Source organism: Plantactinospora sp. BB1, assembly GCF_003030385.1.
Taxonomy (GTDB): domain Bacteria; phylum Actinomycetota; class Actinomycetes; order Mycobacteriales; family Micromonosporaceae; genus Plantactinospora.
Genome location: NZ_CP028159.1, coordinates 732,207 through 748,048, shown reverse-complemented (window position 1 = coordinate 748,048; position 15,842 = coordinate 732,207). Strand labels below are relative to the sequence as shown.

The window sequence follows — 15,842 nt, the reverse complement described above, 5'->3', positions numbered from 1 at the left end:
GTGACCACTTGGGAACCCACGCGTTTCCGCAGAACGTCACGGGTGCGCCTCCGGAGCTGATTGGTATTGGCGTCGATCTACCCAAACCAACGCTCAGCCTGCACTGTTTGCGCCACAATTATCCGGTCCTTTCAGGACGGTGTGCCGGCCGGAGGGCCGGCGGTCCCGAGAGGGTCTCGCGACCCGGCTCGCCCGGGATCCGGTGACTGCGGGTGACGTCCGACCAGCCGGTGTGACCAGCCGGCAAGGTGCAGGGGGCAACTTGCACTCCCCGGGCCGGCGCGCCCTCCGCCGGGCCGCCCCGGTGCGCCGGGGCGGCGCCAATACAATGGCACAAACGAATACCTTGACTTACCGTCTGCCACAGCGCATCGTGAGATTCCCAGATGTCGTCGGAAGTTTCGGGGCAACTGATTCCCGATGGGTGCACTATTGCCATCGGATCGCCATCGGATCCCTACGACAGCGCGCCGAGCGTGGGCCAGGAGGCGGCCATGGAACTCAGCCCGTTCGCTGGTAGCTATCTGACCGACCCGGCCACGGTGTGGCGGGATCTGCTGGACCGTCCCGAGAGCGTGCACTACGCCGAGGATCTCGGCATGTGGGTGCTCAGCCGGCACGAGCACGTCCGGCAGGCGTTCGGCGACGCGGACAGTTTCGGCAACGCGCTCACCCTGGCTCCGGTGTACGAGATGTGTCCCGAGGCGCTGGCGATCGTGATGCGGCTCGACGCGCCGCCGACCACGGCCGCGGCCGACTCTCCGGTGCACACCCGCACCCGGCGGGCGTTGCGGGCCACCTTCGCCAACACCGGTCCCCGGGTCGCCGCCCAGTACGGGCCGATCGTGCGGCGCCGGGTCGACGAACTCGTCGAGGCCGTCGCCGCCCGCCGGGGCGAGGTGGTCGACCTGGTCGGAGAGTTCACCGCCCTGCTGCCCCTGCTGGTGGTGCTGGACATCCTCGGCGTGCCCGACCGGGACACCGCCCGGATCCGGCAGTGGGCCGACGGACAGATCGCCCTCGTCTGGGGTCAGCCCGACCCCGCCGAGCAGGTACGCCTGGCCCAGGCGCTGCTCGACTTCTGGCACTACTGCCAGGACCTGGTCGACCAGCGGGCCCGGGGCGACCTGGACGGCGACGACTTCGTCTCCCGGGCGCTGCGCTACCGCGACGGCGACGACGAGATCCTCACCGTGGCCGAGGTCGCCAGCATGGCCTTCAACCTTCTGGTCGCCGGCCACGAGACCACCGCCGGACTCCTCGCGCACGGCCTGGAACAGGCACTGTCGACGCCCGGCCGCTGGCAGCGCATCGCCGACGACCCGGCCTCCGTGCCGGCCTTCCTGGAGGAGGCGCTCCGGTTCGGTCCGGCCATCGACGGCTGGCTGCGGGTCACCCTGCGACCGGTCACCATCGGCGGCGTCACCATCCCCGCCGGGCAACGGTGCCTGCTCCTCGTCGGCGCCGCGAACCGTGACCCGGCGACGTTCACCGGTCCGGATCGGTTCGATCCGGACCGGGACGACGTCAAGGATCATCTCTCCTTCGGTTACGGTCCGCATTTCTGCATCGGGGCGGCACTCGCCCGTCTGGAGGCCCGGATCGCACTCGTGCGGCTCGCGGAGGCAATTCCCGGGCTGCGTCTGGTGCCGGGTCACGTGAGTAGCTACAAGCCCAATGTCGCGTTCCGTGCACACCGGATGCTGCCCGCGGTCGTCGATATCGCCGGTGCGCCCGGCGAACGGACCGAGGATCCGCCGGAGACCTTCGCCGGCTACGCCGCCTAGCCGATCCCGTGCCGACCGGCCGATTCCGCCACTGACCGGCCGGGCCGATCCCGGCCGGCGCCCGACGGCGGCTCCGGCTCGCGTGGAGCGGTGCGTCCGGCCCGGCGTGCAGCGGTGCGTCCGGCCGTCGGGTCGAGGCCCGCCCGCCCGGATCACGGTCCGTCAATGAACGGCGAGGGATCGATCGACGTCGTCATGTCGACGGGCCGCCGACGTCTCCGATCGCCGACCGATCAATGCCGAGTGTCGCCATTCGCCGTTCGCGGCGGAAGGGGTGAATCCGGGCAACCGGCGGGCCCGGGTTCCTTCCGAGATCATTTTCGTACCGTCAAGTAGATCGGCGTGCGAGGTTTTTCACTTACCGTCAACGATAGGTGGCGCGTAAGCCTTCACACCCGTCGCTGCGACGGTAAGAATTGGCCCCGGCAAATGCCGGGTCATGATCTGTCCCGGCGTCTCATGACCTGGTGCGACTGATCGGATCGCTGACCAACGAAGGTGAGCAAATGGACGCTGCGTCGTCAGGTACCGCGGAATCGATGGCCACCCGACAGTTCCAGCGCGAACTGCGCCGCTGGCGTACCCGCAAGGGGTTGACCCAGCGCGCCCTCGCCGACCGCGTGCGGTTCAGCCGGGAGACGGTGGCGGCGGTCGAGGCGGGTCGCCGGTACGGCAGCCAGGAGCTGGCCGTGCGCTGTGACGACGTACTCGGGACCGGGGGTCTGCTCACCGCGCTCTGGCCCCGGGTGGCGGTCGAACAGATCGCCGCGGACGGGCGGCGCGGGCCGCGCGGTGGCGCGGCCGGCGGTCCGGACGGGACCGGAGCCGATCCCGTGACCGCCGTCGGGGAGCGACAGTCCGTGGTGGACGCGATCGACGAGCTGCGGGACCTGATCGACCAGATGTTGCGGGTGCACTTCCCGGCCGGCTCCGAGCGGCCGCCGGTGGAGGCGGACCGGCTCTCCGAGGAGGCGGACCGCCTCGCGGCGCAGGTGCACCGGCTGCACGGCGACGACGCCGGCCCCTCGGCGGAGCCGCCGTCGGCGGAGGCGTCCCGGCAGCCGGCGGCCGAGTCGCGGCGGCCGGCGGCCGGCGAGCCCCGCCGGCCCTTCGTCGAGTCACACCGGCGCGGTCGGGTCGGCGCGCTGCGCCGCCGGCACTGAACCCCTCCCGACCCGGGGGTTCGCTGAGTCACGGCACAGCGGCGGCAGCGGTCGGCGGGGGTTCCGGCGGGGCCCGGCGGGTACCGCTGCCTGCATAGGTAACTGCCTGTTCATCGGCGGGTACAGATAGTGGTACGAGCTGTTTGTACCACGGTTAACCCTGTTGTCCGCCTCGCCGGTCCGGCGCAATGGGACTTGCTAACTGCAAGATGCAGATCTCCTCGATGACGAGCCGTGGGAGTCAGTCTTGGCCTCGACCACCCGATCCCACGCGGCCCGACCCCAGCCCGTACCCCGACGCGGCTGGAAGATCGCCTCTCGGATGCGCATCATCGTGGCCGCGCCGTTGGTGGCGGTCGTCGGGTTCGCCGGACTCGCGCTGGCAGACAGCGCCCGGCAGGCCAACCAGGCCAGCGACCTCGGCGTACTGGCCCAACTCGGCGCCGAGGCCGGTCGGCTGGCCTATCAACTCCAGCGGGAACGGGCGGCCGCGGCCGACCTGCTCACCGCCGCCACGCCCCGCCAGCAGGACACCTACGCCCGGCAGGCCGCCGACACCGACGAGATCGTCGCGCGCTACCAGCGCCAACGCGCGCTCGCCCCCGAGCCGGCCACCGGACCGGGCGTCGTGCTGGCCCGGATCGACAACGCGCTGGCCGACCTGCCGCCGCTGCGTACCCAGGTGCGTACCGCCGCGCACGCGGCCGTCTCCGCCACCACGTTCAGCTACCGGATCATCATCGCCGACCTGCTCGCCTACCGGGAGTCGATCGCCCAGGGCGTCGTCTCCGCCGAGGTCGCGGACGGAATCCGGGCCGCCGCCGCGCTGTCGAAGACCGCGGAGGCGCTCGGCCAGCAACAGGTGGCCGTGCTGCGGGCCATCGCCGCCGGCCAGCTCACCCCGGCGATGCAGCAGGACATCACCGCCGCCCGGACCGGCTTCACCGAATCCAGCCTGGCCTTCCTCGGCCTCGCCCCGGGCCAGTGGCAGGTCTGGTGGGAACAGGCCGGCAGTGGCAAGGAGGCGCTCACCCTGCAACGCCTCCAGGACCAGGTCTCCCGGGCCGAGATCGGCGCCCCGCTGGAGGTCGGCACCAACGCCTGGATCGGGGCCACCCAGGGCTGGGCAGCCCGGCTCTTCGAGGTGCAGCAGCGGGTCGACGCCGCCGTACTGGCCGATGTGGACGCGGCCCGCGTCGAGCAACGCTGGCGCGCCGTCGCCGAGGGCGCCGCGATGGCGGTCGCGCTGCTGCTGACCGTACTGGTCACCTGGGCGGTCGCCCGGCAGATCACCCGACGGCTGCGGCGGCTGCGGGACGCGGCGCACTCCGTCGCGTACACCGAGCTGCCGGCGATGGTCGCCGAACTGCGCAGCCTCGACAGTGCCGGCATCCACCCGGAGGCCCTGGCCCGGGCGTCCGCCTCCACACTGGAGGCCGTCAGCGGGGACGAAATCGGCGAGGTGGGCCAGGCGTTCACCGCCGTGCACCAGGCCGCCGTCCGGACCGCCGCCGAGCAGGCGGTCATGCGGGCCAACACCGCCGACATCTTCGTCCACCTCAGCCGCCGCGAGCAGCGCCTGGTGGACGCGGTACTCGCCCAGGTGGACAAGGTCGAGCAGGACGAGACCGACCCGGAGCGGTTGCAGCAGCTCTACACCCTGGACAGCCTGGCGACCCGGATGGGACGGATCAACGCCAGCCTCCTGGTGCTCGGCGGTGTGGGCGTCGGGCGGGTACGCCACGAGGACGTACCGATGCAGAAGGTCGTCCAGGCGGCGCTGTCCCAGATCGAGCACTACACCCGGGTCCGGATCGGCGTCGTCGACCCGGACGTGGCGGTCGCGGCCGACAAGGTCGACGAGGTGGTGCACCTGCTCGCCGAGCTGATGGACAACGCGACCACGTACTCGCCGCCGGAGACCGAGGCGTGGGTGACCGCGCGCAGCCTCGGCGACCGGGTCATCGTGCAGGTCAGCGACGAGGGTGTGGGGCTCTCGCTGCAACGGCTGGCACAGCTCAACGACCTGCTGGCCCGGCCACCGGCCACCGACGTGGCGGCGGTCCGGGCGATGGGTCTGGTCGTGGTCGGCCAACTCGCCGGCCGGCTGGGGGTGACGGTCGAACTGCGGCCCGGCCCCAAGCTCGGCACCATCGCCGAGATCTCACTGCCGGCGACGCTGATCCGGCCGGTACCGCCGGAGACCCAGTTGCTGGCGCCCGGCCGGCTCTCGACGATGCCGGAGGGCCGGGTGCGGGGCACCGCCGTGCCGGCCGCCTCGTCCACGGTCGGCCCGAACGATCCGGCCCGGCGACCGGTCGCGGAGCGGGCCCTGCCGGCCACGTCGGTCTTCCGGCCGGCGGCCCAGCGGACGGACCGGGGTGACGACCCGACCCAGGAACTCGTCATCTTCGAGCAGGTCAACAACTGGTTCCGTACCGACCGGTCGAGCCCGCCGGCCGGGGCCGCCACCGGCAACGGCGCGGGTACCCCGGTGCCGAGCAGTCCCGTTCCGGCCGGCCCGCCGGTCGGTGCGTCCAACGGGACCGACGGATCCAACGGCGGCTACGCCGCGACGGGCTGGCAGACCCGGGGTGACGACGGGTGGCGGGCGGCCACCGGGTTGGTCAACCCGGACATCTCCGGGACCACTCCGTCCGGGCTCCCGATCCGTCAGCCGCAGCGGCACCTCGTGCCGGGCGGCGTCGCCCCGCCACCGGAACAGCAGCCGGTCTCGGAGCACCGCGACCCGGCCGAGGTGGCCAACGCGATGGCCGCCTACGCCCGGGGCGTGGCCGCCCGCCGTCCCAAGCTGGTGAACGCCTCGGCGACAAGCGACGCGACAGGGAGTACTACGTGAACCAACGAGATCTCGGCTGGATGCTGGACAGTTTCGTCGAGCGGGCCCCGGAGGTCAGCCACGCGATCGCCATCTCCAGCGACGGCCTGATGGTGGCGTCCACCCGCAACCTGCCGCCGGACCGGGCCGACCAGCTCGCGGCCACCGGCAGCGGCCTGGTCAGCCTGCTCCGGGGCGCGGCGGGCTTCTTCGAGGCGGGTGCGGTGATCTCCAACGTCACCCAGCTCGAGGGCGGCTTCATGTTCTCGATGGCGTTCAACGACGGTGCCTCGCTGCTCGTGCTCGCGGCGCCCACCTGCGACGTCGGCAAGGTCTCCTACGAGATGACAGAACTGGCGAACCGGATTGGAGACGTACTGACGCCGGCCGCCCGCGCCGCGGTGGCGCAGCGACGCTGACGCGGCGGGGGTACCCGGGTCCGGAGCCAGTTCCGGCGACCCACCACCACGAGCACACCTTCCCCACAACCTTCCTCACCCCTCGACTGGAGAAGTCATGCCTTTCCCCACCGGTACGAGCCGGCGTCGCGCCCTGACCGGCGCGCTGCTCGCCCTCGGGTTGACCGTGGCCGGCAGCGCCTGCAACAGCGGCGGCGACACCGGCGGCACGCCGGGCACGATAAAGATCGGCCTGCTCGCCTCACTCTCCGGCACCTACGAGGCGGTCGGCACGGAGATCCGCGACGGATTCGAGCTCTACCTGCGGATGCACGACGGCAAGCTCGGCGGCCACAAGGTCGACCTGATCGTCGCCGACGAGGGCAACGGCGCGCAGACCGCCGTACCGGCGGCGACGAAGCTAATCAAACAGGATCGGGTGCAGGCGCTCACCGGCATCGTCGGCGGCGGTTCGGTGGCCGGGGTCGCCCCGGTGCTCGCCGAGGCGAAGATCCCGTTCGTCGGCTCCAACGGCAACCCCGGGCTGAAGGACGTCTCCCGGTCCTGGTTCACCTCCTACCTCTCCGACGAGCCGGGCGCGGCGATCGCCGAGTACGTGCGGGACAACGTCAAGGGCGAGGTCTTCGCGATCGGCCCGAACTACCAGGGCGGCTGGGACGAGCTGCGCGGCTTCACCGAGACCTTCACCGAGATCGGCGGCAAGCTCGCCAACCCGGACGGCAAGACGCTCTGGACGCCGTTCCCGCAGACGACGAACTTCCTGCCCTACTTCGCGAAGATCAAGGCGTCCGGTGCGGAGGCGGTCTTCACCTTCTACGCCGGCAACGCCGCCGTCGACTTCGTCAAGCAGTACGCCCAGTCGGAGATCAAGGACCTGCCGCTCTACGCCGCCGGCTTCCTCACCGAGGGCGGTGTGCTGAACGCCCAGGGCGAGGCGGCCCGGAACATCTACTCCGTACTCAACTACTCGCCCGACCTGGACAACGCCGAGAACCGCTCCTTCGTCGCCGCCTGGAAGGAGAACCACGACGGTTCGCCGACCACCTACGCGATGGCCTCGTACGACGCGGCGGCGGTGCTGGACAAGGCGATCGGCGCGGCCGGCGAGAACCCCACCCCGGAGGAGATCAACAAGGCGATCGCCGGGCTCGGCCAGATCGACAGCCCGCGTGGCACCTGGCAGTTCTCCAAGGAGACGCACTCGCCGGTGCAGAAGTGGTATCTGCGGCAGGTCCGGCAGGACGGGCGAGCGCTCTCCAACACGGTTGTCGGTGACCTGGCGACCGTGGGCGGATGATGCTGCAAGCGGCACGGGTACTCGGCCCGGTCGACCCGTACCTGATCCCGGCGCTGGACGGCGTCGCCTACGGGCTGCTGCTCTTCGTCGCGGCATCCGGGCTGGTGTTCTGCTTCGGCGTGGCGAACATCCTCAACCTGGCGCACGGCCTGCTGTACGCGATCGGCGCGTACCTCGCCGCGGCGGTGCTGGACGGCGGCTGGGGGAGCCTGCTGCTCGCCCTGGGCGTGGGGACGCTGGCGGCGGCCGGTGCGGGAGGTCTGCTCGCGGGCCTGCTCGCGCCGGTCGCCCGGCGGGACCACCTGACCCAGGCGCTGCTGACCTTCGGGGTCGCGCTCGCCGGGGGCGCCCTGCTGGTCACCGCCTTCGGTCCGGACAGCCTTCCGGTGCACATCCCCGCCGCGCTGGACCGTTCGGTGGAGGTGGCCGGGCACCGGTACGCGGCGTACCGGCTGGTCTTCATCGGGGTGGCGGCGCTGATCGCGGTGCTGCTCTGGCTGGCGGTGGCCAAGACCCGGGCCGGGATGCTGGTCCGGGCGGCGGTCGACGACGCCGACATGGTCGCCTGCCTCGGGGTGAACCCGGCCCGGATCCGGCTCGGCGTGCTCGGCGCGGCCGGCGCGCTGGCCGGCGCAGCCGGGGTGCTCGGCGCCCCGATCATCGGTCCGGCCCCGACGACCGCCGACACCGTGCTGCTGCTCTCGCTGGTCGTGGTGGTGCTCGGCGGCCTCGGCTCGGTCCAGGGCACCCTGCTGGCCGCCCTCGCGGTCGGCGAGATCCAGAGCCTCGGTGTCGCGCTGGCGCCGACCGCCGCGCCGTTCCTGCTCTTCGCGGCGATGGCCCTGGTGCTGGCCGTCCGGGCCCGTGGGCTGCCGGGTCGGTTCCTGCGGCTGCGTGCCGGGAGTACGACATGAGCCCGGCCGCCCGCCGCTGGCTGGTCCGGGCCGGGGGAGCCGGACTGCTCGCCGCCGCCGTGGCGGTGCCCTGGTCGGTGGACGCCTACACCACCTCGCTCTTCGCCCGCACCCTGGTGCTGGGGCTGGTCGGGGTGAGCGTGGCGCTGCTGACCGGGCTGGCCGGGCTGCCCACGCTCGGCCAGACCGGGCCGTACGCCGCCGGTGCCTACGCCAGTGCCCTGGTCGCGATGCACGTCTCGCCGGTCGGGGTGGTGCAGGTGTTCGCCGGGGCGGCGGTCGGGGCACTCTTCGCCCTGCTCACCGTCCCGCTGGTGGTGTACGCCCGAGGCGTGGTCGTCCTGATGATTACCCTGGCCATCGGTGAACTGACGGTGACCGCCGCCGGTCGGTGGACGTCCGTCACCGGAGGGACCGACGGGCTCGCCGGAATCCCGGCGATCCAGCCCGTCTGGGGCATGGCTCCGCTGGCCAGTGACCGGGCACGCTATCTGTACACGCTGGTCGTGGTCGGGGTGGTGATAGCGGCCATGGTGATGCTGCTGCGTACGCCGGCAGGGCTGCTGTTGCGGGCCAGCCGGGACGACGAGGCGCGGACCCGCGCCTCCGGACACCGGGTCACCGGTTACCTGGCGGTGACCTTCGTCGGGGCGGGTGCCGTGGCGGGGGTGGCCGGTTCACTGCTGATCACCGCACAGCAGTACGTCTCGCCGGCCGACTTCGGCTTCGACGTCTCCGCGCTGCTGCTGCTCGGCGTCGTGATCGGTGGTGCGGCGTCGATCGGCGGCGCGATCGTCGGCACCGCCCTGGTGGTCGCGGTACGGGACTGGCTCTCCGGCCTGCTGCCCGGGTACGCGCCGCTGCTGCTCGGCGGTCTCTTCGTGCTGACCGCCTATCTCTTCCCCCGTGGCGTGGCCGGTTCCTCGACCGAACTCGCCAACCTGGTCAGGTCCCGCTCGCGGGGCCGGACCGGGCCGGGGGATCGCCCCGGGACGGGAATCCAGGGCCGCCCGTCCCGGGGCGAACCCGTCGGCGCCGCGCACGTGTCGAACGGGGAGAGACGATGACGGCACTGTTGACGGCCGAGGCGGTGGTCCGCCGGTACGGTTCGCTGGTCGCGGTGGACCGGGTGGACCTGCGGGTCGCCGACGGGGAACGGCACGCCCTGATCGGGCCGAACGGTGCCGGCAAGACGACCCTGCTCGACCTGATCGGCGGGGCGACCCGGGTCGACGGTGGACGGATCCACTTCGACGGCCGGGACATCACCCGGCTCGGCCCGGCACGCCGGGCGAGGATCGGGATCGGCCGGATCCACCAGCGGCCGGCGGTGTGGCCGTCGCTGACCGCTGTGGAGAACGTCGTGGTCGCCGGCTGGCACCAGGCCGGCGGGTTCCGGGGGGTGCGTACCCGGGACCGGTTCCGGCGGCGGCTGCGCGAGCCCACGATGGCCCTGCTCGACCGGGTCGGCCTCGCCGGCACGGCGTCGAGCACGGCGGCGCACCTGTCGCACGGCCAGCGGCGCCAGTTGGAGATCGCGATGGCGCTGGCCGGCCGGCCACGCCTGCTGCTGCTCGACGAGCCGGCCGCCGGGCTCTCCAATGTGGAGGTCCACCGGCTGGCGGAGCTGCTGGCGGGGCTGCCCCGGGACGTCTCGGTGCTGCTGGTGGAGCACCGGTTGGACCTGGTGTACGCCCTGGCCGACACGGTCACCGTGCTGCACGACGGACGGCTGGTCGCCAGCGGCGAGCCGGACGAGATCCGCACCGCTCCCGCCGTGCGGCGGGCGTACGCCGAGGCGGTGCGGTGATGCTCCGGGTGCAGGGCCTGTACGCCGGCTACGACGGCGGTACGGTGCTGCACGACATCGACATCGAGGTGCCGGCCGGTACGGTGCAGGCGCTGGTCGGCCGCAACGGCGCCGGCAAGAGCACCCTGGTGCACGCGGTCGCCGGCCTGCTGCGGCCGTACCGGGGAATCGTCTCGGTCGACGGCGCGGACCTTGCCGGCAGGCCGGCGCACCGGGTGGCCCGGGCCGGTGTCGGGCTGGTGCCGCAGGGGCGGCGGGTGTTTCCCCGGCTGACCGTGGCCGAGCACCTGACCCTGGCCGCATCGCTCCGCCGCCGTGCCGGCTCGCGGTCCGGTCCGAACTGGACGGTGCCCGGGGTGTTGGAACTGCTGCCCCGGCTGGCCGAGCGGTTGGGCCACCGGGGCAACCAGCTCTCCGGCGGGGAGCAGCAGATGCTCGCCATCGCCCGGGCGCTGCTCACCCAGCCCCGGGTGCTGCTCCTCGACGAGCCGGGCGAGGGGCTCGCCCCGGATCTGGCGGCCCGGGTGCGGGAGCTGGTGACCCGGCTCGCCGGAGCCGGGCTCTGCATTCTGCTCGTCGAACAACAACTCCAGCATGCGATCGAGGTCGCCGATCGGATCGCGGTGCTGGACTACGGCCGGCTGGTCTTCGCGGACTCGACGGCCGCCGTGCGCGCCGACCCCGCCCCGGTGGAGGCGGTACTCAGTGTGGCGGGCGCGGCCACGCCGGCAGGGACCGGACCGGTCCCGTCCGGCCAGGAGTCGACGGCCCCGACCGGGCCCGGCTCCGTCCGTTCCGGGCCAACGGGAGGCCCGGGCGCGCTCGTCCCTGACTCCGACTCCCCGGCGGACCCCGCGTCCGCCCACTCCCCGGCGGACCCCGCGTCCGCCCACTCCCCGGCGGACTCCGCGTCCGCCCCGACCACATCCTCTTCCTCATCCGCACCCTGACAACCGTCGGATCCCGACGTTCGTCACAGCGCTGACTGGCGTGTCCGCACCGGCCCCCCATGCTTTCCCGGTGCCGACGCGCGATGACGCCTGGGCGGGTCGTCGTAACAGATCATCACGAAGGAGGTACCGATCGTGACTGCCACCCCTGTCAAGAGCAGCTACGCGTTCGACAACCGCTCGCCGGAGGCCGAGGCGCAGATGCGTGCGCTGGAGGCGTTCCTCGATCCGATAACGGCGGAGCGGCTCGCCCCGGTACTGACACCCGGCGCGAAGTGCTGGGAACTGGGCGCCGGGGGCGGCTCCATCGCCCGGCACATGGCCCGGGTCGTCGGCCCCACCGGCCTGGTCATCGCGACCGACATCGAGCCGTCCCGGCTGGAGCCGGAGGGGAACCTCGTCGTACGCCAGCACGACGTCCGGACCGGCGCGCCGGAGGGCGGCCCGTTCGACGTGATCCACGCCCGGCTCGTCCTGCTGCACCTGCCCGAGCGGCGGCGGGTACTCGCCGAGCTGATCGGTGCGCTGGCCCCGGGCGGTGCCCTGGTCGTCGAGGAGTTCGACTGCACCGCCGGACTGCGGGTGCTCGCCGCCCCGACCGACGACGCGGCGAAGCTCTTCCAGCAGGTGATGGAGGCGACCCTCGGCATCCTCCAGGACCGGGGCGCGGACCTGGCCTGGGCGCAGGACGTACACACCGAGATGGTGCTGGCCGGGTTGACCGACGTCGACACCATCACCCACTCGCAGAGCTGGCCGGGTGGGTCGACCGGGGCCTCGCTGCACGAGACGAACTCCCGCCAGCTCGAACCCCGGCTGCTCGCCACCGGACTCTCCCCGAACCAGTTGGAGGGGTTCCGGGAGCTTGCCAAGGATCCTGCCTTCGCCTCGCTCTCCTACCAGTTCGTCTCCACCCGGGGCCGGCGGCCGGACGGAGGCAGCGTGAACTGACCATCTCCCCGCGCCAGCGGGCGGCGGGTCGGGGCCGACGGCGGTCGCTCCCTCCCCAGCGACAGGCCACAGGACCCGCCGACCCGGCTGGCCCGGTCCGGCGGTCGACCGGAGCGCTACGGTCGACCGCCGGACCACCACATCGCCGAGGTGCACGACTTCCGTACCTTCCGGACCGGCCGGTAGGTGGTCGTTTCGCAGGCTGTCGAGCTGCCCCGCCTGTGCGCCCGGGTGCGCCTGACACCGGCCGCCACCGATCAGCGGCGGCGGGGCACCCAGTAGAGGATCTGTCCGGCGAGCAGCGCGGGATGCGTGTCAGGCAGCTCCCGCAGCGCGCGGGCGAGGTGCGCGCCGAGGTACACCATCAGGCCCACCCGGTCGTCGCGGTAGGCGGTGGCCAGCGCCAGCCGGGCGTTTCGGCAGGGCCAGGGGTCGGTGCAGCTTCGGCATCGGTACGACGGGTGCGTCGGAATGTGCTTACGCCAGCGCTCCTGCGGGCCGATCACGGGTCACACCCGGGCACCACGCCGGGCCCGGTGCTCCGGCCCGGGCGCCAGTCCGGCCGCCCGGCCGTTCGCCAGGTGTGGCCGGGCTGGCGCGTCCCGTCCTGGCCGGCGGTTGTTCGCCCGGGCCCGAGCCGGCGGGGCCGCTCCCGGTGCGTCGGGCGGCGGCGTGGCCGAGAGGGTACGAATCTCGGCCCGCTCCACCTCGGTCAACTGGACCGGCGGCGGCGGTTGGTACGGCGCGAGGATCACCTCGATCGAATTCGGGCAGCGCCAGCGCCAACCGCAGCGGCAGTACCGCCAGAGCCGGCGCCAGTCCCGGCGGTGGTGGGGACGTGGTCCGGTCAGATGCCGGAGCAGCCTTTTCATCGAACCTCCTCGGGAGTTGGAGGGAGCCGGTCCCGGCGGGGTCGGGACCGGCTCCCGGGGCAGGTTCCACCCGGGCGCTTGACGGTCACCGAGCAGTTCCGCTGGGTGACACTCTGCTGTGGACGGCACTAGGCTCGAAAGGCGATTGCGCAGGTCACGGCGCAGCACTGGTGAGCCGGCGGCGGCGACTGGCGAACTCCTGGCGATCTAAAACAACCCTCTGGAGGTCCGATGGAACACGAGGACGCATTCGCGTTCATCCGCGACCAACTCCGCAGGCAGCGAGCCCTGCGCGGTATGCCGCAGGAGGAGTTCGGCAAGCGGAGCAACTATTCGGCCTCGACGGTCTCCGCCGTGGAGACGGGTACCCGACCGGTCGACATGCCGTACGCCACCCGGGCCGACGAGATCCTGGAGACCGGCGGCCTGTTCGTATCCCTGCTGAAGGCGGCGCAGCGGGACAGCGAGCCCACCTGGTTCAAGCGCTGGCTGGACGCCGAGCGCACCGCAACGCAGCTCCGGAACTACCACCCGACCCTCATCCCCGGACTGCTCCAGACCGAGAACTACGCCCGCGCGGTGCTGAGTTTTGACGCTACCCGGCCAGAGGAGGAGGTCGAGAAGCTGGTCGCCTCCCGGCTCGCCCGGCAGGAGATCCTGACTCGGGACCACCCGCCGCTGATGATCGCCGTCCTCGATGAGGCAGCACTGCGCCGCCCGGACGCCATCATGGCTGAGCAGTTCGCGCACCTGCTGCGGATGGCCGAGCGGCCCTACGTTCAGCTACACATCATCCCCGCCGATGCTGGCCTGCACGTCGGCTATTCCGGGCAGTTCGCCCTGGCGAGGTCCGCCGACGGCAACTGGGTAGGAACCCTGGAGAACCAGCTAACCGACTTTGTCGTCGGGGACGAGGAGAGCATAGGCACGCTCCTCGCCCGGTGGGAGGGCGTTCGCGGCGTAGCCTTGCCGCAGGACCAGTCGCTCGCCCTGCTGAAGGAAGTGGAGAGCCAGCATGCGCCTCAGTGACGCCCGGTGGCGGAAGTCGACCCGCAGCGGCACCAACGGCGGCAACTGCGTCGAGGTGGCCGACAACCTGCCCGGCGTGGTCGCTGTGCGGGACAGCAAGGACCCGGCGGGCCCCGTGCTGACCTTCCGGCCGGCGGCGTGGCGGGCCTTCGTCGCCATTGCTGCCCGACAGCGCTAGCGCGGTCCCCGCCCGACCAGCGAGAGCGTGTGTGGTCGGGCTCAGGGCTTCAAACCCTTGTCCCTAGTGGACCGCGTCGGCCAGCAGCCTCGCGGCCGGTGTTCGCGCCGGCCCGCCGCAATGGTGATTCGCGTGAGCGCAATGTCGGAGAAGAAAGGCGGGCGATTCACCGCGGACAATTATCCCTGTCGAAAGGCATGGGAGGACCATGGGTCGCATCGTCGGCGGGCACGCGGTCGTTCTGGGCGCGAGCATGGCGGGCCTGCTCACCGCACGGGTCCTCGCGGAGTCCTTCGAGCGGGTGACGGTCATCGAACGCGACCGCCTGCCCACGGGCGTGGCGCAGCGCCGCGGCGTACCGCAGGGACACCACATCCACGCGCTGTTGGCTCGCGGCGCGCAGGTGCTGGACGGGCTGTTCCCCGGCCTGACCGCCGAGATCATCGCGAGCGGCGCACCTACCGGGGACCTGCTGGGCGGCATTCGATGGTTCCTGTCCGGCCATCGAATCAGGCAGGCGGACATCGGCCAGCCGGTCCTGTTCCCCAGCCGGCCGCTGCTGGAGTCCGGCGTGCGCGACCGCGTCCGCGCCCTGCCCAACGTCCGCGTCGCCGACGGCCTCGACGTCGTCGTGCCGACCACCACGGCCGACCGCCGCAGGGTCACCGGGGTACGGGTGCGCGGTGCCGACGGCCACATCACGGTCGTCGACGCGGACCTGGTCGTCGACGCGACCGGGCGCGGTTCGCGTACCCCGCTCTGGCTGGAGAGTTGGGGCTACACCCGACCGCGGGCCGACAAGGTGCATGTCGGGGTGTGCTACACCAGCCGTGCCTACCGGTTGCCGCCCGGCGCGCTGGGCAGCGACGCGCTCATGCTGCACTCCTGGCACCCCGGGCAGCCGCGGGGCGCCGGGCTCGTCGCGCAGGAGGGCGAGCGGTACCTGGCCACCCAGGTCGGGATGCTCGGCGACCAACCACCGACCGAGCTGGAGGGTTTCCTCGCCTTCGCGCGGAGCCTGCCCTTCGACGACATCTACACCGCGATCCGCGACGGCGAGCCGCTCGGCAAAGCGGCCACCTTCCAGTACCCGGCCAACGTGCGGCACCGGTACGAGCGGCTCTCCCGCTTCCCCGACGGGCTGTTCGTCCTCGGCGACGCAGTATGCGGGTTCAACCCCATCTACGGCCAGGGTATGACCGTGGCCGCACTCCAGGCCGCCGCGTTCGGTGACCTGCTGGCCGCAGGGCGCCTGCCCACCTCGCGACGCTACTTCCAGGCCATAGCCAAAGTCGTCGACGCGCCGTGGGAGATCGCCACCGGCTCGGATCTTGCCTTTCCCGAGGTAACCGGCCGCCGCACGGCACGGACCCGCATGGTCAACGCGTACCTGCCCCGGCTGCACGCCGCAGCCGCCACCGACGCCAGCCTGGGTGCCGCGTTCGTACGCGTGACGGGCCTGCTCGCTGCGCCCACCAGCCTGCTGCGACCGGATCGGGTGCTACGCGTCCTCCTCAGCCGCGACAGCGCCGCATCGAATGGCGCCGACGCGGTCGTACCTCCACCGGTCAACCTGCCGGCCGACCAGGCCGCCACACCACGCGGTCAGAGACCCGCCGCCTGACCATCGCAG

At 72.4% G+C, this 15,842-nt stretch carries 15 protein-coding genes; 13 read left to right on the top strand and 2 right to left on the bottom strand.

Going from position 1 to position 15,842, the window contains the following annotated elements; translation table 11 throughout:
* The first annotated feature begins 494 nt into the window (after positions 1-494).
* The 10 genes from C6W10_RS03205 to C6W10_RS03165 all read left to right on the top strand — a co-directional run bounded on the left by C6W10_RS03205 (position 495) and on the right by C6W10_RS03165 (position 12,130).
* Positions 495-1,787, top strand: a complete 1,293-nt coding sequence (locus tag C6W10_RS03205; protein ID WP_159079217.1) for a cytochrome P450 — start codon at positions 495-497, stop codon at positions 1,785-1,787.
* A gap of 539 nt (positions 1,788-2,326) precedes the next feature.
* The gene (locus tag C6W10_RS03200) at positions 2,327-2,950 is read left to right on the top strand and encodes a helix-turn-helix transcriptional regulator (RefSeq protein ID WP_159079216.1); all 624 of its coding nucleotides are present in this window, start codon (positions 2,327-2,329) and stop codon (positions 2,948-2,950) included.
* Positions 2,951-3,272: 322 nt separating this feature from the next.
* Positions 3,273-5,810, top strand: a complete 2,538-nt coding sequence (locus tag C6W10_RS03195) for a nitrate- and nitrite sensing domain-containing protein (protein ID WP_107256369.1) — start codon at positions 3,273-3,275, stop codon at positions 5,808-5,810.
* Positions 5,811-5,830: 20 nt separating this feature from the next.
* On the top strand, positions 5,831-6,208 hold the full coding sequence (locus tag C6W10_RS03190) for a roadblock/LC7 domain-containing protein (RefSeq protein ID WP_107256367.1): 378 nt from the start codon (positions 5,831-5,833) through the stop codon (positions 6,206-6,208).
* Positions 6,209-6,305: 97 nt separating this feature from the next.
* Positions 6,306-7,505: an ABC transporter substrate-binding protein gene (locus tag C6W10_RS03185; protein ID WP_107256365.1), complete on the top strand. Its 1,200-nt coding sequence runs from the start codon at positions 6,306-6,308 to the stop codon at positions 7,503-7,505.
* Positions 7,502-8,419 (top strand): branched-chain amino acid ABC transporter permease, encoded by a 918-nt coding sequence (locus C6W10_RS37865; RefSeq protein WP_234361597.1) that lies wholly within the window; start codon positions 7,502-7,504, stop codon positions 8,417-8,419. Before C6W10_RS03185 ends, C6W10_RS37865 begins: the two co-directional genes overlap by 4 nt.
* A complete protein-coding gene (locus C6W10_RS37860; RefSeq protein WP_199853849.1) occupies positions 8,416-9,486 on the top strand; it encodes a branched-chain amino acid ABC transporter permease in 1,071 nt (356 codons plus the stop codon). The genes C6W10_RS37865 and C6W10_RS37860 overlap by 4 nt, the downstream gene beginning before the upstream one ends.
* Positions 9,483-10,229: an ABC transporter ATP-binding protein gene (locus C6W10_RS38355; protein WP_107256364.1), complete on the top strand. Its 747-nt coding sequence runs from the start codon at positions 9,483-9,485 to the stop codon at positions 10,227-10,229. The genes C6W10_RS37860 and C6W10_RS38355 overlap by 4 nt, the downstream gene beginning before the upstream one ends.
* On the top strand, positions 10,229-11,179 hold the full coding sequence (locus tag C6W10_RS38350) for an ABC transporter ATP-binding protein (protein ID WP_234361596.1): 951 nt from the start codon (positions 10,229-10,231) through the stop codon (positions 11,177-11,179). The genes C6W10_RS38355 and C6W10_RS38350 overlap by 1 nt, the downstream gene beginning before the upstream one ends.
* 135 nt (positions 11,180-11,314) lie before the next feature.
* The gene (locus C6W10_RS03165; protein WP_107256362.1) at positions 11,315-12,130 is read left to right on the top strand and encodes a bifunctional 2-polyprenyl-6-hydroxyphenol methylase/3-demethylubiquinol 3-O-methyltransferase UbiG; all 816 of its coding nucleotides are present in this window, start codon (positions 11,315-11,317) and stop codon (positions 12,128-12,130) included.
* Positions 12,131-12,387: 257 nt separating this feature from the next.
* Here C6W10_RS03165 and C6W10_RS03160 read toward each other — a convergent pair whose 3' ends face one another.
* Both C6W10_RS03160 and C6W10_RS03155 read right to left on the bottom strand, forming a co-directional pair.
* A complete protein-coding gene (locus C6W10_RS03160) occupies positions 12,388-12,636 on the bottom strand; it encodes a flavin reductase (protein ID WP_107256360.1) in 249 nt (82 codons plus the stop codon).
* A gap of 3 nt (positions 12,637-12,639) precedes the next feature.
* Positions 12,640-13,002 (bottom strand): hypothetical protein, encoded by a 363-nt coding sequence (locus C6W10_RS03155; protein ID WP_159104444.1) that lies wholly within the window; start codon positions 13,000-13,002, stop codon positions 12,640-12,642.
* 231 nt (positions 13,003-13,233) lie between these two features.
* Between C6W10_RS03155 and C6W10_RS03150 the strand changes: the two genes are divergently transcribed.
* From C6W10_RS03150 to C6W10_RS03140, 3 genes are all read left to right on the top strand, one after another.
* Positions 13,234-14,031 carry a helix-turn-helix transcriptional regulator gene (locus C6W10_RS03150; protein WP_107256357.1) on the top strand — a complete coding sequence of 266 codons (798 nt, stop codon included), beginning with the start codon at positions 13,234-13,236 and terminating at the stop codon, positions 14,029-14,031.
* Positions 14,018-14,209 carry a DUF397 domain-containing protein gene (locus C6W10_RS03145; RefSeq protein WP_107256355.1) on the top strand — a complete coding sequence of 64 codons (192 nt, stop codon included), beginning with the start codon at positions 14,018-14,020 and terminating at the stop codon, positions 14,207-14,209. The genes C6W10_RS03150 and C6W10_RS03145 overlap by 14 nt, the downstream gene beginning before the upstream one ends.
* Before the next feature lie 208 nt (positions 14,210-14,417).
* Complete coding sequence (locus C6W10_RS03140) at positions 14,418-15,833, top strand: NAD(P)/FAD-dependent oxidoreductase (RefSeq protein WP_199853848.1); 1,416 nt, start codon at positions 14,418-14,420, stop codon at positions 15,831-15,833.
* Positions 15,834-15,842: the final 9 nt, after the last annotated feature.